Consider the following 17,080-nt stretch of genomic DNA (forward strand, 5'->3'; position numbering starts at 1 on the left):
CGTGGAGTGACCGCCGTACAACCGCTGACCGATGGTGACCTGACACTGCGCCTTGCTACGCAGGACCAGCAGGTGGTGACGTTCGAAGTCGAGAACGGCAACCCTCTCGGCACAGTGGAGGTACGGCGGACTTCGCCTGGCGCAGGCCTGGTCGTGTGGGCGCTGGACGGCGGCCCCGAGTTCGCCCAACGAGCCGTCCGGCTACTGTCCGAATACGCCTTCACCGAGCTCGGTCTGGACCGGTTGCAGATCGACGTCGACCCGTCCCTGCACTCGTCGATGCGGGTCGCGATCCGATCCGGCTTCCGTCGCGAAGGTCTCCTCCGCGGCGCCGCGCTCGTCGACGGCGAGCGCCGCGACGTCGTCGTCTACGGCATGCGCAGCGACGACCCGCGCCCCGATTCCGTCCTCGGCTGGACAACGCTGATGGACTCCACGCTGCCGAAGAAGCGCGTGATCGCGCACGTCGTCGTACAGGACACCACCGGCCGCGTCCTGCTCTGCCAGGTCAGCTACAAACAGGACCTCGAACTCCCCGGCGGCGTCGTCGAACCCGACGAAGACCCCGCCACCGGCGCCTCCCGCGAGATGGAGGAGGAGCTCGGCATCGCCCTCCCCCTGCTCGGCGTCCTAGCCATCGACTGGCTCCCCCGCTGGGAAGGCTGGGGCGACGCCGTCGAAATCCTGTACGACGGCGGCGTCCACGACCCGACATTGCTCGAAACCCTGCACCCCGACGGCCGCGAAATCCTCGCCCTGTCCTGGCACTCCCCCGAAGCCCTAGAAGGCCTCGTCTCCCCGTTGAACGCCCGCCGCCTCCCCCAAATCCTCGCCAAGCCCTCCCAACTCCACAACCTCAGCAACGGCGAACCGATCTAGTCGTGAGGGCGGACCTGTGCCACTCACCAAACCGGTCGGCAGCCCCGTCGGCAGCGCCTGCTGAGCGTGAGCCGGGCAGGCCGCGCAGAGTTGGTGAGTGGGGGCGGTCCGCTCACCAAGGCAGGCGGTTGAGGTCGGCGGTGCACCAGGCGTAGTGGCCGTCGCCTGCGTTGGGGTCGTAGATGGTTGCGGTGATGATCGCGTAGGCCTGGCGGTAGAGGTGCATGCGCTCGCGATCGTGACCGAGCGCCTCGAAGCGGTCGAGCAGGGCGAGATCACGCTGCCTGGCGTCGGCGCCGTACATGTCGAAGAAGCCGGCGGCGAGGGCGGCGTCGAAGGTGTTGTCGCCGGCGGTCGAGAGGAAGCCCCAGTCGAGCAAGGCGGACGGGCGGGCGCCGTCCATCAGCAGGTTGGGTGGGCAGATGTCGCCGTGGACGATGCTCAGGCGGTCCAGGGTGATGGACGCGAGCCGCCGGATGACCTGATCAAGCAGCTTGGGGAAATCCGGTACGTCGCGCGCCAGGTGCTCGCGGGACGCCGCTGCCCGGCGCTGGACGAGAGCTGCGAGTGCCTCACCCCACGAGAGGTCGTCGTCCCAGAACGGCTCGTTGAGTAGCGGAAGCGCCTTGCTCGCCGGACCAGCGGTCGTCGTGCCGAGCGCCTCGACCACATTTACGAACGCGTCGAGGTTGGTCCGGTCGAACGGCGTACCGGTCAGCAGGTCCTCGTCAGTGACGGCCAGCCCGTTGTCCGCGGTCTCGATCTTGCGGATACGCGGCGTACGGAACGGGAGCTCGGGCACTTCGTCGAGGAACGCCTTCAACGGACGGACATCGTCGGGGCGCCGATCGAACCAGACCTTGCGGACCAGACCGTCACCGAGGTCGTAGACGGCGCCTTCCATGCCCTGCCCGATCAACTTCATAGGTGAGCACTCTGCCTCACCTGACCAGAGCGGTCGACGCAATTACCGCTCCGGCGATAGCGACACCGAGGCTGATACCGACCTGGCGGCCGGTGGAGACCATGGAGGAGGCGAGACCGGCCATGTCGGTGGGCGTCTCGGACACAGCGGTGTTGACGAGGGGCGGGTTGATCATGCCGACGAAGATGCCGAACACCAGGTAGATCGCGAGGACGATCGGCAGCGGGGTCGCGGCTCCGAGGGCGAACGAGGCGAGCACGCTGACGACGAACGCCGTACCGGCGATCAGGAGCGGCAGGCGTGGACCGCGTGCAGCGACCAGGCGACCGGCGTACGGCGCGACGAGGAGAATCGCGAGGCCGACCGGCAACAGCGTCACCCCGGCGGCCAGTGCCGGCAGGCCGCGCACGTTCTGCAGATAGAGGGTGGTGACGAAGAGGTAGGCGCCGAACCCGACGTACGCGACCAACGCGATCACCAGCGCGGAGCTGAAGCGGACGCTGCGGAACAGGCGCAGTTCGAGCAACGGTTCGGTACGGCGGCGTTCGTACGCGATCAGCGCGGTCGCGGCCAGCACGGTCAGGATGAGCAGCCACGGGACTGACTCGATGATCGCGGCGACCAACGTGCCGAGCGTGAGTATCAACAGGAGTTGGCCGACAGGGTCGAATCGGCGGGCGTGATCGGCGCGGGTCTCGGGGACGAACAGCTGGGTGCAGACGACGGCGATCACGACGATCGGCAGGTTGACCCAGAAGATCGATCGCCACCCCCAACTGTCGACCAGCGCGCCGCCGAGAATCGGCCCGAGCGCGAGAGCGAGACCGGACATCGAGCCGAAGATGCCGATCGCCTTGGCGCGTTCGGCCCGGTCGGGGAACGTGGTGACGACGATCGCCATCGCGACCGGGTTCAGCATGGTGCCGCCGACCGCCTGGACCGCGCGGGCTGCGATCAGCCAGCCGATCCCGGGCGCCAGGCTGCAGGCCAGCGAGCCGAGGCCGAACACGACCAGGCCGAGCTGGAACACCCGGCGCCGGCCGATCCGGTCCGCGGTCGAACCCGCGAGCGGAAGCAGTACGGCGAGCACCAGGGTGTAGGCGTCGACAGTCCATTGCAGGCCGCTGACCGACGTACGGAGATCACTGTGGATCGACGGTAGAGCCACATTGACGATCGAGACGTCCATCAGCGAGACGATGATGCTCGCGCAGCAGATCGCCAGGACGACTCGCTGCCTCGTTGAAACTCTCATACCTCGAACCTAGGATTTAGAGCGTGCTCGAAGTCAAACCTTCTGCCGAAGCCGATTCCGGAGATGCGCTGCCCGAAGCTGGAGTGAGCATCGCCGAGGCGGCCGAGCGGACCGGCGTCAGCGTGCACACCCTCCGGTACTACGAACGCGCCGGTCTGGTGGTCACCACCGTCGACCGGACCAGCGGCGGCCGACGGCGGTACCGCGATCTCGACCTCAAGTGGATCGGCATCTGCACCCGCCTGCGCGCGACCGGGATGCCGATCCGGACGATCCGCGAGTACGCCGATCTCGTCCTGGCCGGCGCCGGGAACGAGAAGGAACGCCTCGCGCTGCTCGAATCGCATCGCGCCGAGGTGCTCACCAAACTCGCGGAGCTCCAGGAGAATCTCCAGCTGATCGACCACAAGATCGACGTCTACCGCGGCCGGCTCGAGGCCGGGACCGCCGACACTCTCTGGTTCCCCGGCCCTACTGGCTAGCTCGGCGGCGCTCCAGGAACCGGCGTTCGGCCTCATTCGTCGTGAGCGCCACAGCCTCGCCGTACGCATCGGCCGCCTCGGCCTGCCGACCCAACCGAGCCAGTACGTCGGCCCTGGCCGCGGGCAGGTAGGCGTACGACCGCAGCGCCGGTTCGTTGCCCAAGGCATCCAGCTCGGCGAGTACCGCGGCCAGATCAGCACCCGGAACCAGACTGCGCGCCGCCGCCCGGTTGAGTGCGACGATCGGCGTCGGCCAGCTCACCATCATCGCGTCGTACATCCGGACGACCTGCTGCCAGTCGGTTCGCTCCCACGACGGCGAAGTGACATGCAGGCCCGCAACCGCCGCCTGCAAGGCGAAACGACCCTGCCCAGTCAGCAGCGCAGCGGTCGCGCGCGACACCCCTTCGGCGAGCATCTTCACGTCCCAGCGGGACCGATCCTGATCCGCGAGCAGCACCAGTTCGCCGTCCGCGCTCATCCGGGCGTCACCGCGCGCCTCATTCATCAGGAGCAGGCCGAGCAACGCCTCCGGCTCGGTCTCGGTCGGCATCAGCCTTTGCAGTAACCGGGCGAGCTCGATCGCGCGGCCAGTCAGATCAGTCCGGGTCAGCTCGGGGCCGGCCGCGACGTGGCCGGCGGTGTAGACGAGGTGGACGACGGTGAGGACCGCGTCCAGCCGCGCGGGCAGCTCGTCATCGGCCGGGATCCGGTACGGGATGCCGGCGGCCGCGATCTTCTTCTTCGCCCGGGTGATGCGGGCCGCGGCGGTCGATTCGCTGATCAGCAGCCCGGCCGCGACCTCACTGGTGGTCAGACCGCAGATCAGCCGGAGCGTCAGCGCCACCTGCGATTCCTGCGCGAGCGCCGGGTGGCAGCAGGTGAAGACGAGCCGGAGCGGGTCGGTCGGGTGCTCGACCTCCCCCGGTTCCTCGATCAGCAACGGCAGCTTCCGCCGGAGCGTGGTCTCGCGCCGCAGCCGATCGAGCGCCAGCCGCCGCGCAACCGTCGTCAGCCAGCCGCCGGGATTGGCCGGGATCTCGTCCGGCCAGTTCCGGAGCGCCTGGACGAAGGCATCCTGCGTGCAGTCCTCGGCCAGATCCAGGTCCCGAGTCAGCCGCACAACCGAGGCCAGAACCGACGACCAACTCTCCCGATGAGCGCGCTCGACTGCGGCCACAACCAGCCGCACATCTACACCCGCCTCCTCCCACACCCCGGTTGCGGGAGTGCTCCGGGGTGTGGATGGAGGTTCGGTCATCGCGCGGTCAGGCCTGCGGGCCGCTGTCCGCGGAGGTGTCCATCACCGGGCGGACCTCGACGTTGCCGGCCGGGCAGATCTTCGCCAGCTCGAGCGCCTGGTCCAGATCACGGGCCTCGACCAGGTAGAAACCGCCGAGCGCCTCCTTGGTCTCCAGGAACGGCCCGTCGGTGACGAGCGGCTCCGACCCCTCGCGCTGCTTGACCGTGCTCGCCGTACTGGACCGCTCCAGCGCCTCGCCGCCGAGGATCCGGGCCCCGGCCTTCTCGACCGCCTCCGCGAACGCGCCGTGCAGCTTCATCGCCTGCTGCCAATCCTCCGGCGTGACGTTGTCGTACCACTCCTCGCTGTCGAAGAGCAGGAACATGTACTGCGCCATCTCGGGCTCCCTAGTCTCGGGCTTTCTTACTGGACATCTTGCTGACGATCGGCCCCGAACGGAATCGACAGCACCGTGCGGGCAGTTTTCGCGGTACTGTTGAGTGCGTACTCAACAAGCCTTCCGCCCCAGGAGGAACGCATGGAGCACCTCGACGTCCTGATCGTCGGCGCCGGTCTGTCCGGGATCGGCGCGGCGTACCGGATCCAGACCCAGTCCCCCGACCGGTCGTACGCGATCCTCGAATCCCGGGACGCGATCGGCGGAACCTGGGACCTGTTCCGCTATCCGGGGATCCGGTCGGACTCCGACATGTTCACGCTCGGCTTCCCCTTCCACTCGTGGGGCGGGAAGGCGATCGCCGACGGGCAGGACATCCGCGAGTACGTCACCGAGACGGCATCGACATACGGGATCGACAAGCACATCCGGTTCGGGCAGCGCGTTCTGCGCGCATCCTGGTCGTCCGAGACCGCGCAATGGACGGTCGAGACGGACGACTCGTCGTACACGTGCTCCTTCCTCTACACCTGCAGCGGGTACTACGACTACGAGCAGGGGTACGTCGTCGACTTCCCGGGGCAGGAGTCGTTCCAGGGGAAGGTGGTGCATCCGCAGCACTGGCCGGAGGACCTGGATCATGCCGGCAAGCGCGTGGTGATCGTCGGCAGCGGCGCGACCGCCGTCACGCTCGTCCCGGCGATGGCCGATATCGCAGAGCACGTGACGATGCTGCAGCGCACGCCGAGCTACGTCGCCTCCCGGCCCGCCAGCGATGCGTTCGCCGACCGGATCCGCGGCGTACTGCCGGAGAAGCTCGCCCATCGCATCGTCCGCACGAAGAACATCGCCCTCAGCACGCTGACCTACCGGGCGCTCCGCAGGTTCCCCACTCAGGCGGCCAGGCTGCTCAACGGCATGGCGGCCAAGCAGTTGCCCGACTCGATCCCCGCCGATCCGCACTTCACCCCGCCGTACAAGCCGTGGGACCAGCGGCTCTGCCTCGTCCCGGACTCCGATCTGTTCCGCGCTCTGCGGAAGGGGACGGCTTCGGTGGTGACCGACGAGATCGAGCGGTTCACCCCGACCGGACTGCTACTCAAGTCCGGTCGTGAACTGGAGGCCGACATCGTGGTCACGGCGACCGGCCTGAAGATGGTTGCCCTCGGCAAGATCTCGCTCACGGTCGACGGCCGCGAGGTCCCGGTGAGCTCGACCTTTGTCTACAAGGGTCTGATGCTGAGCGGTGTACCGAACCTGGCCTGGTGCGTCGGCTACACCAACAACTCCTGGACGCTGCGCTCCGACCTGAGCTCCCAGTTCGTCGCCCGCCTGCTCAACCACCTGCGCGAGACCGGCACCGACATCTGCCTGCCTGAGATCGACGCGGCCGAGTACGACGCTCCCCGGCGGCCCGTGGTCGATCTGTCCTCGGGGTACATCCAGCGAGCCGCCGGCATTCTGCCCCGCCAGGGTCCCAATGGTCCCTGGCGGTTGCGGCAGAACTACCCGCGGGATCTGCTGATGTTCCGCTTCGGTTCGATCGAGGACGGCGTACTGAAGTTCACTCGACGGGCGCCGGTGGCGGCGGGCCGACGTACTGCGCACTCGGGCGGATGATCTTGGAGTCGGCGGCCTGCTCGAGGATGTTGGCTGACCAGCCGATCACTCGACTGACCGCGAACGTCGGGGTGAACATGGCGCGCGGGATACCGCAGAGCTCCATCACCACCCCAGCGTAGAACTCGACGTTCGCGTAAAGGTTGCGACCGGGCTTGAGCTCAGCCAGTACGTCGACGATGCGCTGCTCGACCGTGGTCGCGAACTCGACGAGCTCGCCGCCGGGGCCGTGGCTGATCGGCCCGCGGGCGATTTCGCGCAGCATGAGTGAGCGGGGGTCGTCGGTGCGGTAGACGGCGTGCCCGAAGCCCATGATGCGGTCACCGGCCTCGACCTTCGCGCGGACCCAGGCGTCGATGCGATCCGGCGTACCGATCTCGTCGAGGCTGGCCAGTGCACGGTCGGGGGCACCACCGTGCAGCGGGCCGGAGAAGGCGCCGATCGCTCCGGCGACCGCCGACGCCAGGTCGGCGCCGGTCGAGGTGATGACGCGGGCGGTGAACGTTGACGCGTTGAATCCATGATCGACGGTAGCGATCAAGTAATGCTCAATAGCGGACGCCTCAACATCGGTCGGCACCTTCCCGGTGACCAGGTACAGCCAACTGGCGGCGGCGGTCAGGTCGGCGCGCGGGTCGAGAGGTTGCTGACCTTCGCGGAGCCGGTACAGCGCAGCGAGGATGGTCGGGGTGACCGCGCAGACGAGCATGGCGTCCGCTTTCCGGCGAGCCGGGTCGACATCCCACAGTGGCGGCAAATTCTTGGTGGCCGCCAAGAGGGAAAGGGCAGTTCGGAGGCCGGCCAGGGGGTTGAATGTAGGCCCGGCCGCGGCGATGGCGGGCAGGACTGCGCGGACCTCCTCCGGCAGCACCCGCAACGGCGCGAGCTCGGCGATGAACTTGGCGCGCTCGGCAGCGTTCGGCAGGTGGCCCTCGAACAGGAGAAACCAGACGTCTTCCAGCGTCTTCGACTTGGCGAGGTCGACCGCCGAGTACTGCCGGTAGTGGTAGAACCCTTCATCGCCGCGGACGTCGCCGAGGGTCGTCTCGGTGACGACGACATTGCGGAGACCGGGCGGAACACTGATCGTCGTTGACATGACTTCAGGGTTGATTCGCAATCAAGTATTGTCAATATTGATCCAGTCAACATGAGTGCATGATGGAGCGTGGATGCCAGCCGAAGGTGACGAGAATTACCTGACCACCGCCCAGGTCGCCAGGCGGCTCCGGGTGAAACCCGAGACCGTCTACGCCTACGTCAGCCGCGGCCTGCTCACCAGCGTCCGCGCCCGCGGCCGCCGCGGCAGCCTGTTCGCAGCAGCCGAGATCGAACGCCTGGCAAGCCGATCAGTCGAACACTCCGGCGCCGTCGAGGAGACCGAGTCCGCCCTCACCCTGCTCAGCGGCGACGAGCTCTACTACCGCGGCCACTCCGTCCGCGACCTCGCCACCTCCGCGTCGCCCGAGTCAGTCGCCAACCTCCTCTGGACCGGCGAACTCACCGACCAACCGCCGTTCCCGATCCACCGCCCCTCGATCGACCTCGCCCGAGCCGCCATGGGCGTCCTTCCACCCACCGCACGCCTCACCGACAAGCTCCGCATCGCCGTAGCCGCCCTAGGCGCCGCAGACCCCCTCCGCTTCGACCTCCAACCCACCGCAGTCACCACCGCAGCCCGCACCCTCCTAGGCACCCTCATCACCGCCCTCCCCGGCCCCACCGCCTCACCGAACTCCTCCCCCGGCACCCGCCTCTGGCCCAAGCTCGTAACCACCGCCCCGTCCGCGCAACCACCGCGCCCCGACCTGATAGACGCCGTACTCATCCTGCTGGCCGACCACGGCCTCGCCGTCTCCACCGTCGCAGCCCGAGTAGCAGCAAGCGCCCGAGCCGACCTGTACGCCGTCGTGTCAGCAGGCCTAGGCGCCTTGGACGGCCAGTACCACGGCGCAGCCCCAACCCTGGCCTACGAATTCCTGGACCGCGCAAAAGACGACCCCTTGACCGCCCTCTCCGACAACCTCCGCGCCGGCACCCCAGTCCCCGGCTTCGGCCACAAGATCTACCGCGCCCGCGACCCCCGAGCCGAAACCCTCTTCGAACTCCTCGGCGACGCCCCGATCATGCAAGTCGTCCAAACAATCACCACCCGCACCAAGTCCTTCCCCAACAGCGACCTAGCACTAGCCGCCCTCATGCACGCCCACAACCTCCGCCCCGACGCCGGCGAAGCCCTCTTCGCCCTGGCCCGCATCACCGGCTGGACCGCCCACGCCCTGGAGGAATACGCCGCCCCCGCCCTCCGCTTCCGAGCCCCCGGCATCTACACCGGCGAACCCACCTCCGACTGAGCTCCTCCGCAGCGACCTTGAGCACGGTTCGATCGTTTCGGTGGGGTGTCAACTGGTTGGTGGGTGCTCAAGGTGACCGCCGGCCCGCGATCTCGCTCCCGCGGATGTCTGGCACGTTGATCGGAACGGAATCGGCGCCTGGACCCGAAAATCCTCCGACTAACGCAAGACCTCGAGCATCACGCACCTCAGCCACAGCCCGTCAGCCCAAGACGACGCGCAGCCGCGGTCGCCGGGCCTCGCCAACCAGCCCAGCCACCCGCGCGGCGCACCCTCTTGGTTTGTCGGCCGCCTTTGGCGGTCGAGTCGAGGTACAGGTCCGAAAGGACTCGGCCGGGGACGTCCGCTCTGGCTGATCGCCGCCTCCGGCCGACTAAAAAGAAAGCGTGGCTGAGCGCCGCGGTGGCTGAGGCGGATGGCGAGGTCCGGTGACCGCGGCTCCACATCGCTTGGGGTTACCGGGCTGTGGTCGCCGTGCCGGAAGGAGGCCGGCTGACAACTGACCCACCCCGCACCTCACCAAACGGCGCCGGGCCTCGTCGTGCGTGCTGCGCCTCGTCGTGCGTGCAGCGCGGTCGTGCGTTGGACGGTAATTTTTTCGCGGATAGCGCCCCAAAGTTACCGACCAACGCATCCTCCGCGGCCAACGTCCGATGGTGCGGAGACCACGCCTGCCTGAGACCACGCCTGCGGGTTCTTCGGACATTGCGGCAGCGGGGACCTCGGATGCCGCAGAGGCGAGCCTCAACCACGTGCATCACCAACCAGAAGCTCAGACCGGCGGTCAACTGCACACGATGAGCCACCACCCGCCGGGCGTGGACGGGCAACACCACCCGCGCCACGAATGAGGTGCACGGGTGGGGGCGATCACCTTGCCTGGCGGCGGTGGGTGGCTACTGCGTCGGCGGTGATGTCGAAGGCTTGGGAGGAGAGGGGGTAGTCGCGTTGGGCTACGCCTAGGTAGAGGGCGTCCAGGACGATCATTTGGGCGTGGCGGCCGGCTAGGGCGCCGGAGCGGAAGGTGATGTCTCGGGCTGCGGTGAGGAGGACTATGTCGGCGGCTTGGGCCAGGGGGGAGCGGGGGTAGTTGGTGAGGGCGACGGTTGTGGCGCCTTGGGTGGCGGCTCGAGTTAGGGGTTCTACTACCTCGATTGTTTCGCCGCTGTGGGAGATGCCGACGGCTACGTCGCCGGGGCCGAGCAGGGCGGCGCTGGTGAGGGCGTTGTGGACGTCGCTCCAACTGTTGGCGCCGCGGCCGATGCGGTGCAGGCGGAGGCGCAGTTCCTCGGCTACTGCGGCTGAACCTGAGACGGCGTACAGGTCGACTCGGCGGGCGTCGGAGATTGCGAGTACTGCGCGGCCGAGTGCGGACACGTCGAGGGCTGCGACGGTGTCTTCGAGGGCTTGGGTGTCGGCGCGGAGCAGGGTGCGGAGGACGTCGTCCAGTGAGTCGTCAGGGCCGACTTCGGCGCCGGTACCGCGTTCCCAGCTCAGGCTGCTGCGGCCGGTCTCGGCAGCGAGGCCCAGCCGGAGCTCGGCGTACCCGGAGAGGCCGAGAGCGAGGCAGAACCGGGTCACGCTCGGCAGCGACGTACCGCAGCGGCCCGCGAGTTGGCCGATTGTCGAGGACGCGACTCCGCTCGGATCGCGCAGTACCTCGGCCGCGATTCGGCTCTGCGCGGGGCTGAGCGCAGGCAGCAGTCCGCGGATCCGCACTTCGAGGCTCGGCGGGGATGGGACGGCAGCAATGCTCATGTGAATTATTCTCAGACCAGTACGTCGAGGATTGCAAGAGTTCACAATGCCCTTCGGCGGACGTTGCAAGGGTCGACGCGGCCGCGCGCAGCCGCCATCGTCACCTCATGCAGCTTCGCCGGATCGTCATCGCCCTAGCGACCGTCGCCGCCCTCGCCATCCAGCCCCTCAACGCCCCGGCCGCACCAGCCGCGCTGGCCCACCCGGCGGCACCAGCGATGCCTCAGGCGGGTCTGCCCTACCCGGCGCGCGACGCCTACCGGATCAAGGCGATCCAGCCCGACTTCTGGGCCAACCCGCAGGAGATCGCGAGCAACAACACCGGCGGCGTCGCGATGAACATGGTCTGGGCAGCCTGGGAGCAGACCAGCAAACCCGCGCCCTGTTCAGCAACAGAGCAGGAGTACGACGACCGCTGCTTCACCGTGGACCCGGCCACCGACGCGGCGATCAAGGACTGGACCGACCGCGGCGTGATCGTCACCGCAGTCGTCTACGGCACGCCCGCTTGGGCGCGGACCGGTAAGCCCTGCTCCCCCGTCAACCCGGGCATGGAGATCTTCTGTACGCCGAACAATCCCGCCGACTTCGGCCGGTTCGCCGGGATGATCGCGCAACGGTACGACGGTCTGCACGGCCACGGCCGGATCGCGGACTTCGTGATCGGCAACGAGGTCAACACGAATGCCTGGTTCGACATCGGCTGTGGTGAGGGCACTCCGTGCAACACCACGAAGTGGTTGGACGAGATCGCCGCCAACTACAACGCGGCGTACGACCGGATCGGCGCAGCGCAGTCGGAAGCCAAGGTACTAACGTCGATCGACCAGCAGTTCGGGATCGAGCTGGAACGCCCAGCCGCAAGGGACGCCACCCTGGCCGGCCAGACGGTACTGCGTGGGCTCGCCAACCGCGTCGGCGCTCGCACCTGGCGAGTCGCCGCGCACCCGTACGCGCACCCGTTGACCAGCGACGTGGTGAGCGCGGACGACTACCCCTATCTGACGCACGGCAATGTCGGCGTACTGCTCGGCTGGTTGCAGCAGAACTACCCGAACAGCCCAGCCGCGACCGAGGTCCAGCTCACCGAGAGCGGCGTGGTCTCGACGGCACCATCAACACCCGCACGCCAGGCGGCCGCGCTCTGCAACATCTTCCGCAACGTCCTCGGCACGCCCGGGATCACGAACTTCGTCTACCACCGGATGGTCGACCACCCCGAAGAGGGCATCGGGCTCGGCCTCCGGTACGCCGACAAGTCGGCCAAGCCCGCTTGGTCGACCTGGGCGCTGGCCAACCGCAACGACCTGAACCCGCCGCAACTCAGCTGCGGATTCGAGAAGTTGCCCTACACAACATTGACCCGCGGGTACCACGGAAGCCGCGGCCACTGGGCGTCATCCCGGCTGCTGCCAAACGGGTTCGCCGCCGAAGGCACCTGGCGCCTGCTCCGCGAACCCGCGCCCGGCACCGCCCGGCTGTACGAATGCCAGGTCGGCGGGCACAACCTGTTGACTCGCGACGCGGGATGCGAAGGACTGCGCGCCCTCGGCCCGGTCGGCTATGTGCTCACGTCGTCCGCCCCCGGCGCAGTGCCCATCTACCGCTGCTACATCCCGGGAAATGGAGACCACTTCATCTCCCGGGACTCCAACTGCGAAGGCCAGCGCACCGAACAACTCCTGGGCTACTCAGCGCCCTAAGAGTCAGCGCCCTGACTTAGAACAGCGCAGCCATCAACCGGCGCCGGGCCTTGCCGACCCGCTCGTCCTCGGCGCCGACGACCTCGAACAGCTCCAGCAGATGCAGGCGGACAGTGTTGCGCTCGTCCCCCGCGGTCGTCTGGATCACGGTGATCAACCGGCTGAACGCGTCCTCGACGTGACCGCCCATCAGGTCGACATCGGCGACCAGCATCTGCGCCTCGATGTCGCCCGGGTTGTCGGCCGCGCGGGTGCGGACATCAGCCGGCGCCTCCTGGGTCCGCTTCCACAGCTGGACCCGGGCCAGACCCGACTTCGCCTCGGCGTCGTTCGGCGTCTCCTTGATCAGTTCCTCGTACGCCGCGATCGCGCCCTCGAGGTCACCCGCCCCGACCGCGTCCTCCGCCTTGGCGTACCGCGGGTTCGGCGCGTCTTCCTCTTCGGAGGCCGGCGCCTCGGCCGGCGCTCCGACCGGCTCAGCCCGGCCGGTGACACCGTTCGCCACAGCCACAGTGAGCAGCTGGTCGAGGTACTGCCGGGCCTCGGCCTCGCCGAGCGGGCCCTGGAACAGCGGGACGACCTGCCCACGCAGTACGGCGATCACCAGCGGCACGGACTGCACGCCGACCGCCTGAGCCAGCTGCGGGTTCGCGTCGATGTCGATCCGCGCCAGCACGAACTTACCGGCGTACTCGGTCGAGAGTTTCGACAGGACCTGGCCGAGCTCGGCCGACCCCGGTGCGCGCGGCGACCAGAACTCGACCACCACCGGTACCTGCAGGGACCGCTCGATCACGTCGCTCTGGAACGTCGGCTCGCTGACGTTCAGCACGTACGACCCTGCAGCTGAACCACCAGCCGAACCACCGGCGGCCGGCGCACCGGCGGGCGCACCCGCAGGCTTCCGCAGAGCCGACAGATCGATCGCCCCGGGACGGGAGAAGTTGGACTGACTCACCACTGCCCTCGCATTCCGCTCGCGCCCATCAGGCGCCCACCGCGTACGTTCACTGGTCTATCTTCTCCGACGCTACTCAAGCGTTGGGAGCCCGGGTAGCCAGGAGTAGCCGAGCCAGCCCGCTCCGGGTACCCGCGACCGCGATCCGGTCGCCCCCTTGGAGCAGTCCGTCGTACGCCGGGGTCCAGTCCCAGGGGTCCGCACCATGCTTGTGCGCGAGCACCCGGAGACCGCCCGCCTCGTCCAGTTCGCCGAGCCGGAGGCCGACCGCGACCGAGCTTGGTTCGACCGCCACCTCGGTCAGCAGCAGGACCCGACGTCCGGCCGGCACGGTCACCTGACTGCGCCGGTTCGCCGCCGCGGCCGCGATCGCCGGGGCGACCAGCATCGACACCGAGCGGCTATGCCCGAGACCGAGCCGCCGTTCGACCCGCTGGGCCAGGTCGTGGTCGAACATCCGCATCGTGATCCGCGCATCCGGGTTGAGATCCCGGACCACCATCGCGGACTCCAGATTGGTGATGTCGCCATCGGTCAACGCGAGGACCGACTGCGCCCGCTGGACACCAGCCGACCGCAGCGTCTCCTCGTTGCTGCTGTCCCCGATCACGACCGGGATCCGCAACCGGTGTGCAGTCTGTACGCCGGGCGCATCCTCATCGTGTTCGACGCCGACCACCGCGACGCCACGCTCGGACAGGATCTCAAGCACCCGGGCGCCGACCGTACCGAGGCCGCAGACGACCACATGGTTGCGCGGCCGGCCACGAACGCCACCGATCACGCGGGACAGTCGCGCCCCGATCAGCGAGTCGACGATCACCGCGGTCAGCAGCGCCACCAGCACGATGCCGGTCAGCTGGACGATCACGGCCGCGACCTTCGCCCACGGCGCCGCGTTGGAGAACGTGTCGTCCTCGATCCCGGCCGAGGTGACCGCGCCGGCGACCAGATAGAGGGCCCGCAACCAGTCGATCTTCGCGATGAAATGCGTCAGCACGGTCCCGATCAGCACGAGACCCACCATCACGGCCGCGATCCGCCGTACGCGGCGATCGAGCACGTCGCTCAACGCCATTAACCACCCGGCCCGCCGTACGTCGCGCGTCCGCCAGACCGTCCTGATCCCGGTCCCGAGCACGATGTCGCCACTCGGATCGGCGCTGGACATCGGCAGCAGCTCCGGCGTCGCGGACGAGGTCGTGTCGGCCAGCACGGTCAGATGTGGTTCCCGGATCAGCTCGGCCTGACCAGCGACCAGCCGCCGATCACCGATCTCGAGCCAGGTGAGCTCGTCATCCTCCAGCGCGTCCGCCACGAACGCGGGCGCGGCCAGCGAGGGCCCGGAGATGACCACGCAATCGCCCAGCAGGCTGTGCAGCTGTTTGCCCAGCCGCGGGTTGACCATCTGCACGATGATCCGCAGTCCAGGATCCATGTCGCGCGCGGTCAACGCGGTGTGCACGTTGTGGACGTCGTCGGTGTCGAGCAGCACCAGCGCCCGTGCGGTCGACGGCTGTCCGTCCTTCGCGTCGATGCCGGCGCGGCGCAGCAACGACTCACTGATCACCCGGACGCCCATCACGTGCGCGCCGAGCTCGCTGATGCGGTCGAAGTGCCGCGAGGCGGGGTTGACGATCGCCACCACCTGCTCGCCCGAGCTCACCAGCTCGGTGACGACCCGCAGCATCGTGCGGTCCGAACCACAGACGATGACGGCCCGCCCATCGGGTGGGCCGGCCGCCGCCTGAATCCGCGCCGTCGTACTGGGTTCTGTCGGTACTGCTTCCTCAGAACCGGGCGGGCTCTCGGTACTCGCCCCACTCGTCCCGAAGAACGTGACAGATTTCCCCCATCGTGGCCTCCGCACGCGCCGCCTCCAGCATGGGCTCGATCAGGTTGCCAGTCCCTCTGGCCGCTTCGACAAGAGCCGCCAGCGTACGCCGTACGAGGTCCTCGTCGCGCTGGGACTTGCGCGCCGCGAGCACCCGGCACTGCTCGATCTCGACCTCATGGCTGACCCGGAGGATCTCCAGGCCGCCGGAAACGGTGTCGGTGAGCGTGTTCACGCCGACGATCTTCTTCTCGCCCTTCTCGAGCTTCTGCTGGTACTCGAAGGCCGCATCGGCTATCTCGGCCATGAACCAGCCGTCCTCGATCCCGCGCAGGATGCCGCCGGTCATGGTGCCGTCCGGGCTCATCTCCTTGATCCGCGCGAAGATCTCCTCGGCCTCGGCCTCGATCTTGTCGGTCAGCGCCTCGACGTACCAGGAGCCGCCGAGCGGGTCGGCGACGTTCGTGATGCCGATCTCCTCCATCAGCACCGACTGCGTGCGCAGCGCGATCTCGGCCGACTGGTCGGTCGGCAGCGCCAGCGTCTCGTCGAGCGCGTTGGTGTGCAGCGAGTTCGTGCCGCCGAGAACGGCAGCAAGAGCTTCGACAGCAGTCCGTACGACGTTCAGTGTCGGCTGCTGGGCGGTCAGCGAGACGCCTGCGGTCTGGGTGTGGAACCGCAGCCACTGCGCCTTGTCGGTCTTGGCGCCGTACACGTCGCGCATCCAGCGGGCCCAGATCCGGCGGCTGGCGCGGAACTTCGCGATCTCCTCGAAGAAGTCCAGGTGACTGTCGAAGAAGAACGACAGACCGGGCGCGAACACGTCGACGTCGAGACCGCGGTCGAGGCCGAGTTCGACGTACCCGAAGCCGTCGGCGAGCGTGTACGCGAGCTCCTGGCCGGCCGTCGATCCGGCCTCGCGAATGTGGTACCCGGAGACGCTGAGCGGCTTGTACGCCGGGATGCCGGCCGCGCAGTACTCCATCAGGTCACCGATCAGGCGCAGGTGCGGTTCCGGCGGGAACAGCCACTCCTTCTGCGCGATGTACTCCTTGAAGATGTCTGTCTGCAGCGTGCCGTTGAGCTTGGAGATGTCCGCGCCCTGCCGCTCGGCGGCGACCAGGTACATCACGAAGGCCGGTACGGCGGGGCCGGAGATCGTCATCGAGGTCGTGACGTCCTCGAGCGGAATGTCCTTGAACAGCCGATCCATGTCAGCGGCCGAGTCGATGGCGACGCCGCAGTGGCCGACCTCGCCGAGCGCCTTGGGGTCGTCGGAGTCGCGACCCATCAGCGTCGGCATGTCGAACGCGACCGACAGGCCGCCACCACCGCCGTTCAGGATCATCTTGTAGCGCTCGTTGGTCTGCTCGGCGTTGCCGAAACCGGCGAACTGCCGGATCGTCCACGGCTTGCCGCGGAACCCAGTCGCGTGCAGACCGCGGGTGAACGGGAACTCGCCCGGCCAGCCGATCCGGTCCATCCGCGGGTCGTCATGCCCCTCCGGTGGGCCGTAGACCGGCTCGACCTCGGTGCCGGAGAGCGTCGTGAAGTCCGCCTCCCGCTTGCGGGCGGCGTCGTAGCGCTGCTGCCACCGGCTGCGGCCGGCTGCGATCTCCTCGGCATCCATGGTCTCAAAATACTAGGACGTCCAACTATTTCCAACCGCGGA

At 68.3% G+C, this 17,080-nt stretch carries 14 protein-coding genes; 5 read left to right on the forward strand and 9 right to left on the reverse strand.

Translation table 11 applies throughout. The annotated features are described in order from the left end of the window. Positions 1-6 precede the first annotated feature (6 nt). Positions 7-879: a GNAT family N-acetyltransferase gene (locus ACFTSF_RS24740; RefSeq protein WP_380155988.1), complete on the forward strand. Its 873-nt coding sequence runs from the start codon at positions 7-9 to the stop codon at positions 877-879. Between the two features lie 112 nt (positions 880-991). Here the strand turns inward: ACFTSF_RS24740 and ACFTSF_RS24745 are convergent, their stop codons facing one another. Both ACFTSF_RS24745 and ACFTSF_RS24750 read right to left on the reverse strand, forming a co-directional pair. Further along, a complete protein-coding gene (locus tag ACFTSF_RS24745) occupies positions 992-1,804 on the reverse strand; it encodes a phosphotransferase family protein (RefSeq protein WP_380155989.1) in 813 nt (270 codons plus the stop codon). Positions 1,805-1,820: 16 nt separating this feature from the next. Next, positions 1,821-3,059, reverse strand: coding sequence for an MFS transporter (locus tag ACFTSF_RS24750; protein WP_380155990.1), 1,239 nt, complete (start codon positions 3,057-3,059; stop codon positions 1,821-1,823). Positions 3,060-3,082: 23 nt separating this feature from the next. Here ACFTSF_RS24750 and ACFTSF_RS24755 point away from each other — a divergent pair, with 23 nt between their 5' ends. Beyond that, positions 3,083-3,541 (forward strand): MerR family transcriptional regulator, encoded by a 459-nt coding sequence (locus ACFTSF_RS24755; protein WP_380155991.1) that lies wholly within the window; start codon positions 3,083-3,085, stop codon positions 3,539-3,541. On the opposite strand, the gene ACFTSF_RS24760 is transcribed toward ACFTSF_RS24755, so the two are convergent. Together ACFTSF_RS24760 and ACFTSF_RS24765 are read right to left on the reverse strand one after the other, a co-directional pair. Continuing rightward, positions 3,531-4,733 carry an RNA polymerase sigma factor gene (locus ACFTSF_RS24760; protein WP_380155992.1) on the reverse strand — a complete coding sequence of 401 codons (1,203 nt, stop codon included), beginning with the start codon at positions 4,731-4,733 and terminating at the stop codon, positions 3,531-3,533. The two genes, ACFTSF_RS24755 and ACFTSF_RS24760, sit on opposite strands and share 11 nt — an antisense overlap. A gap of 76 nt (positions 4,734-4,809) precedes the next feature. After that, positions 4,810-5,181, reverse strand: a complete 372-nt coding sequence (locus ACFTSF_RS24765; protein WP_344154976.1) for a YciI family protein — start codon at positions 5,179-5,181, stop codon at positions 4,810-4,812. A 141-nt stretch (positions 5,182-5,322) separates the two neighbouring features. On the opposite strand from ACFTSF_RS24765, the gene ACFTSF_RS24770 reads away from it, so the two are divergent. Continuing rightward, entirely contained in the window at positions 5,323-6,801 is a 1,479-nt protein-coding gene (locus ACFTSF_RS24770) for a flavin-containing monooxygenase (RefSeq protein WP_380155993.1), read from the forward strand. On the opposite strand, the gene ACFTSF_RS24775 is transcribed toward ACFTSF_RS24770, so the two are convergent. Continuing rightward, on the reverse strand, positions 6,746-7,900 hold the full coding sequence (locus ACFTSF_RS24775) for a citrate/2-methylcitrate synthase (protein ID WP_380155994.1): 1,155 nt from the start codon (positions 7,898-7,900) through the stop codon (positions 6,746-6,748). The genes ACFTSF_RS24770 and ACFTSF_RS24775 overlap by 56 nt on opposite strands. Positions 7,901-7,973: 73 nt before the next feature. Here ACFTSF_RS24775 and ACFTSF_RS24780 point away from each other — a divergent pair, with 73 nt between their 5' ends. Continuing rightward, positions 7,974-9,155, forward strand: coding sequence for a citrate/2-methylcitrate synthase (locus ACFTSF_RS24780; protein WP_380155995.1), 1,182 nt, complete (start codon positions 7,974-7,976; stop codon positions 9,153-9,155). Positions 9,156-10,025: 870 nt separating this feature from the next. Here ACFTSF_RS24780 and ACFTSF_RS24785 read toward each other — a convergent pair. Beyond that, positions 10,026-10,913, reverse strand: coding sequence for a MurR/RpiR family transcriptional regulator (locus ACFTSF_RS24785; RefSeq protein ID WP_380155996.1), 888 nt, complete (start codon positions 10,911-10,913; stop codon positions 10,026-10,028). 107 nt (positions 10,914-11,020) lie between these two features. Between ACFTSF_RS24785 and ACFTSF_RS24790 the strand changes: the two genes are divergently transcribed. Then, positions 11,021-12,616, forward strand: coding sequence for a DUF5722 domain-containing protein (locus ACFTSF_RS24790; protein ID WP_380155997.1), 1,596 nt, complete (start codon positions 11,021-11,023; stop codon positions 12,614-12,616). A 16-nt stretch (positions 12,617-12,632) separates the two neighbouring features. Here the strand turns inward: ACFTSF_RS24790 and ACFTSF_RS24795 are convergent, their stop codons facing one another. The 3 genes from ACFTSF_RS24795 to ACFTSF_RS24805 all read right to left on the reverse strand — a co-directional run bounded on the left by ACFTSF_RS24795 (position 12,633) and on the right by ACFTSF_RS24805 (position 17,038). Continuing rightward, on the reverse strand, positions 12,633-13,574 hold the full coding sequence (locus tag ACFTSF_RS24795) for a tetratricopeptide repeat protein (protein WP_344154959.1): 942 nt from the start codon (positions 13,572-13,574) through the stop codon (positions 12,633-12,635). A gap of 76 nt (positions 13,575-13,650) precedes the next feature. Continuing rightward, complete coding sequence (locus ACFTSF_RS24800) at positions 13,651-15,444, reverse strand: NAD-binding protein (protein ID WP_380155998.1); 1,794 nt, start codon at positions 15,442-15,444, stop codon at positions 13,651-13,653. Then, a complete protein-coding gene (locus ACFTSF_RS24805; protein WP_380155999.1) occupies positions 15,365-17,038 on the reverse strand; it encodes a methylmalonyl-CoA mutase in 1,674 nt (557 codons plus the stop codon). Before ACFTSF_RS24805 ends, ACFTSF_RS24800 begins: the two co-directional genes overlap by 80 nt. Between the last annotated feature and the right edge of the window lie 42 nt (positions 17,039-17,080).

The sequence above is a fragment of the Kribbella sp. NPDC056951 genome (genome assembly GCF_042674205.1).
In the GTDB taxonomy this organism is placed as follows: Bacteria; Actinomycetota; Actinomycetes; order Propionibacteriales; family Kribbellaceae; genus Kribbella; species Kribbella yunnanensis.

Excerpts from the sequence above, each read along its gene's own strand:
- ACFTSF_RS24745 (WP_380155989.1), bottom strand. The coding sequence starts at position 1,804 with ATGAAGTTGATCGGGCAGGGCATGGAAGGCGCCGTCTACGACCTCGGT.
- ACFTSF_RS24785 (WP_380155996.1), bottom strand. The coding sequence starts at position 10,913 with ATGAGCATTGCTGCCGTCCCATCCCCGCCGAGCCTCGAAGTGCGGATC.
- ACFTSF_RS24770 (WP_380155993.1), top strand. The coding sequence starts at position 5,323 with ATGGAGCACCTCGACGTCCTGATCGTCGGCGCCGGTCTGTCCGGGATC.
- ACFTSF_RS24805 (WP_380155999.1), bottom strand. The coding sequence starts at position 17,038 with ATGGATGCCGAGGAGATCGCAGCCGGCCGCAGCCGGTGGCAGCAGCGC.
- ACFTSF_RS24775 (WP_380155994.1), bottom strand. The coding sequence starts at position 7,900 with ATGTCAACGACGATCAGTGTTCCGCCCGGTCTCCGCAATGTCGTCGTC.
- ACFTSF_RS24790 (WP_380155997.1), top strand. The coding sequence starts at position 11,021 with ATGCAGCTTCGCCGGATCGTCATCGCCCTAGCGACCGTCGCCGCCCTC.
- ACFTSF_RS24780 (WP_380155995.1), top strand. The coding sequence starts at position 7,974 with ATGCCAGCCGAAGGTGACGAGAATTACCTGACCACCGCCCAGGTCGCC.
- ACFTSF_RS24765 (WP_344154976.1), bottom strand. The coding sequence starts at position 5,181 with ATGGCGCAGTACATGTTCCTGCTCTTCGACAGCGAGGAGTGGTACGAC.
- ACFTSF_RS24750 (WP_380155990.1), bottom strand. The coding sequence starts at position 3,059 with ATGAGAGTTTCAACGAGGCAGCGAGTCGTCCTGGCGATCTGCTGCGCG.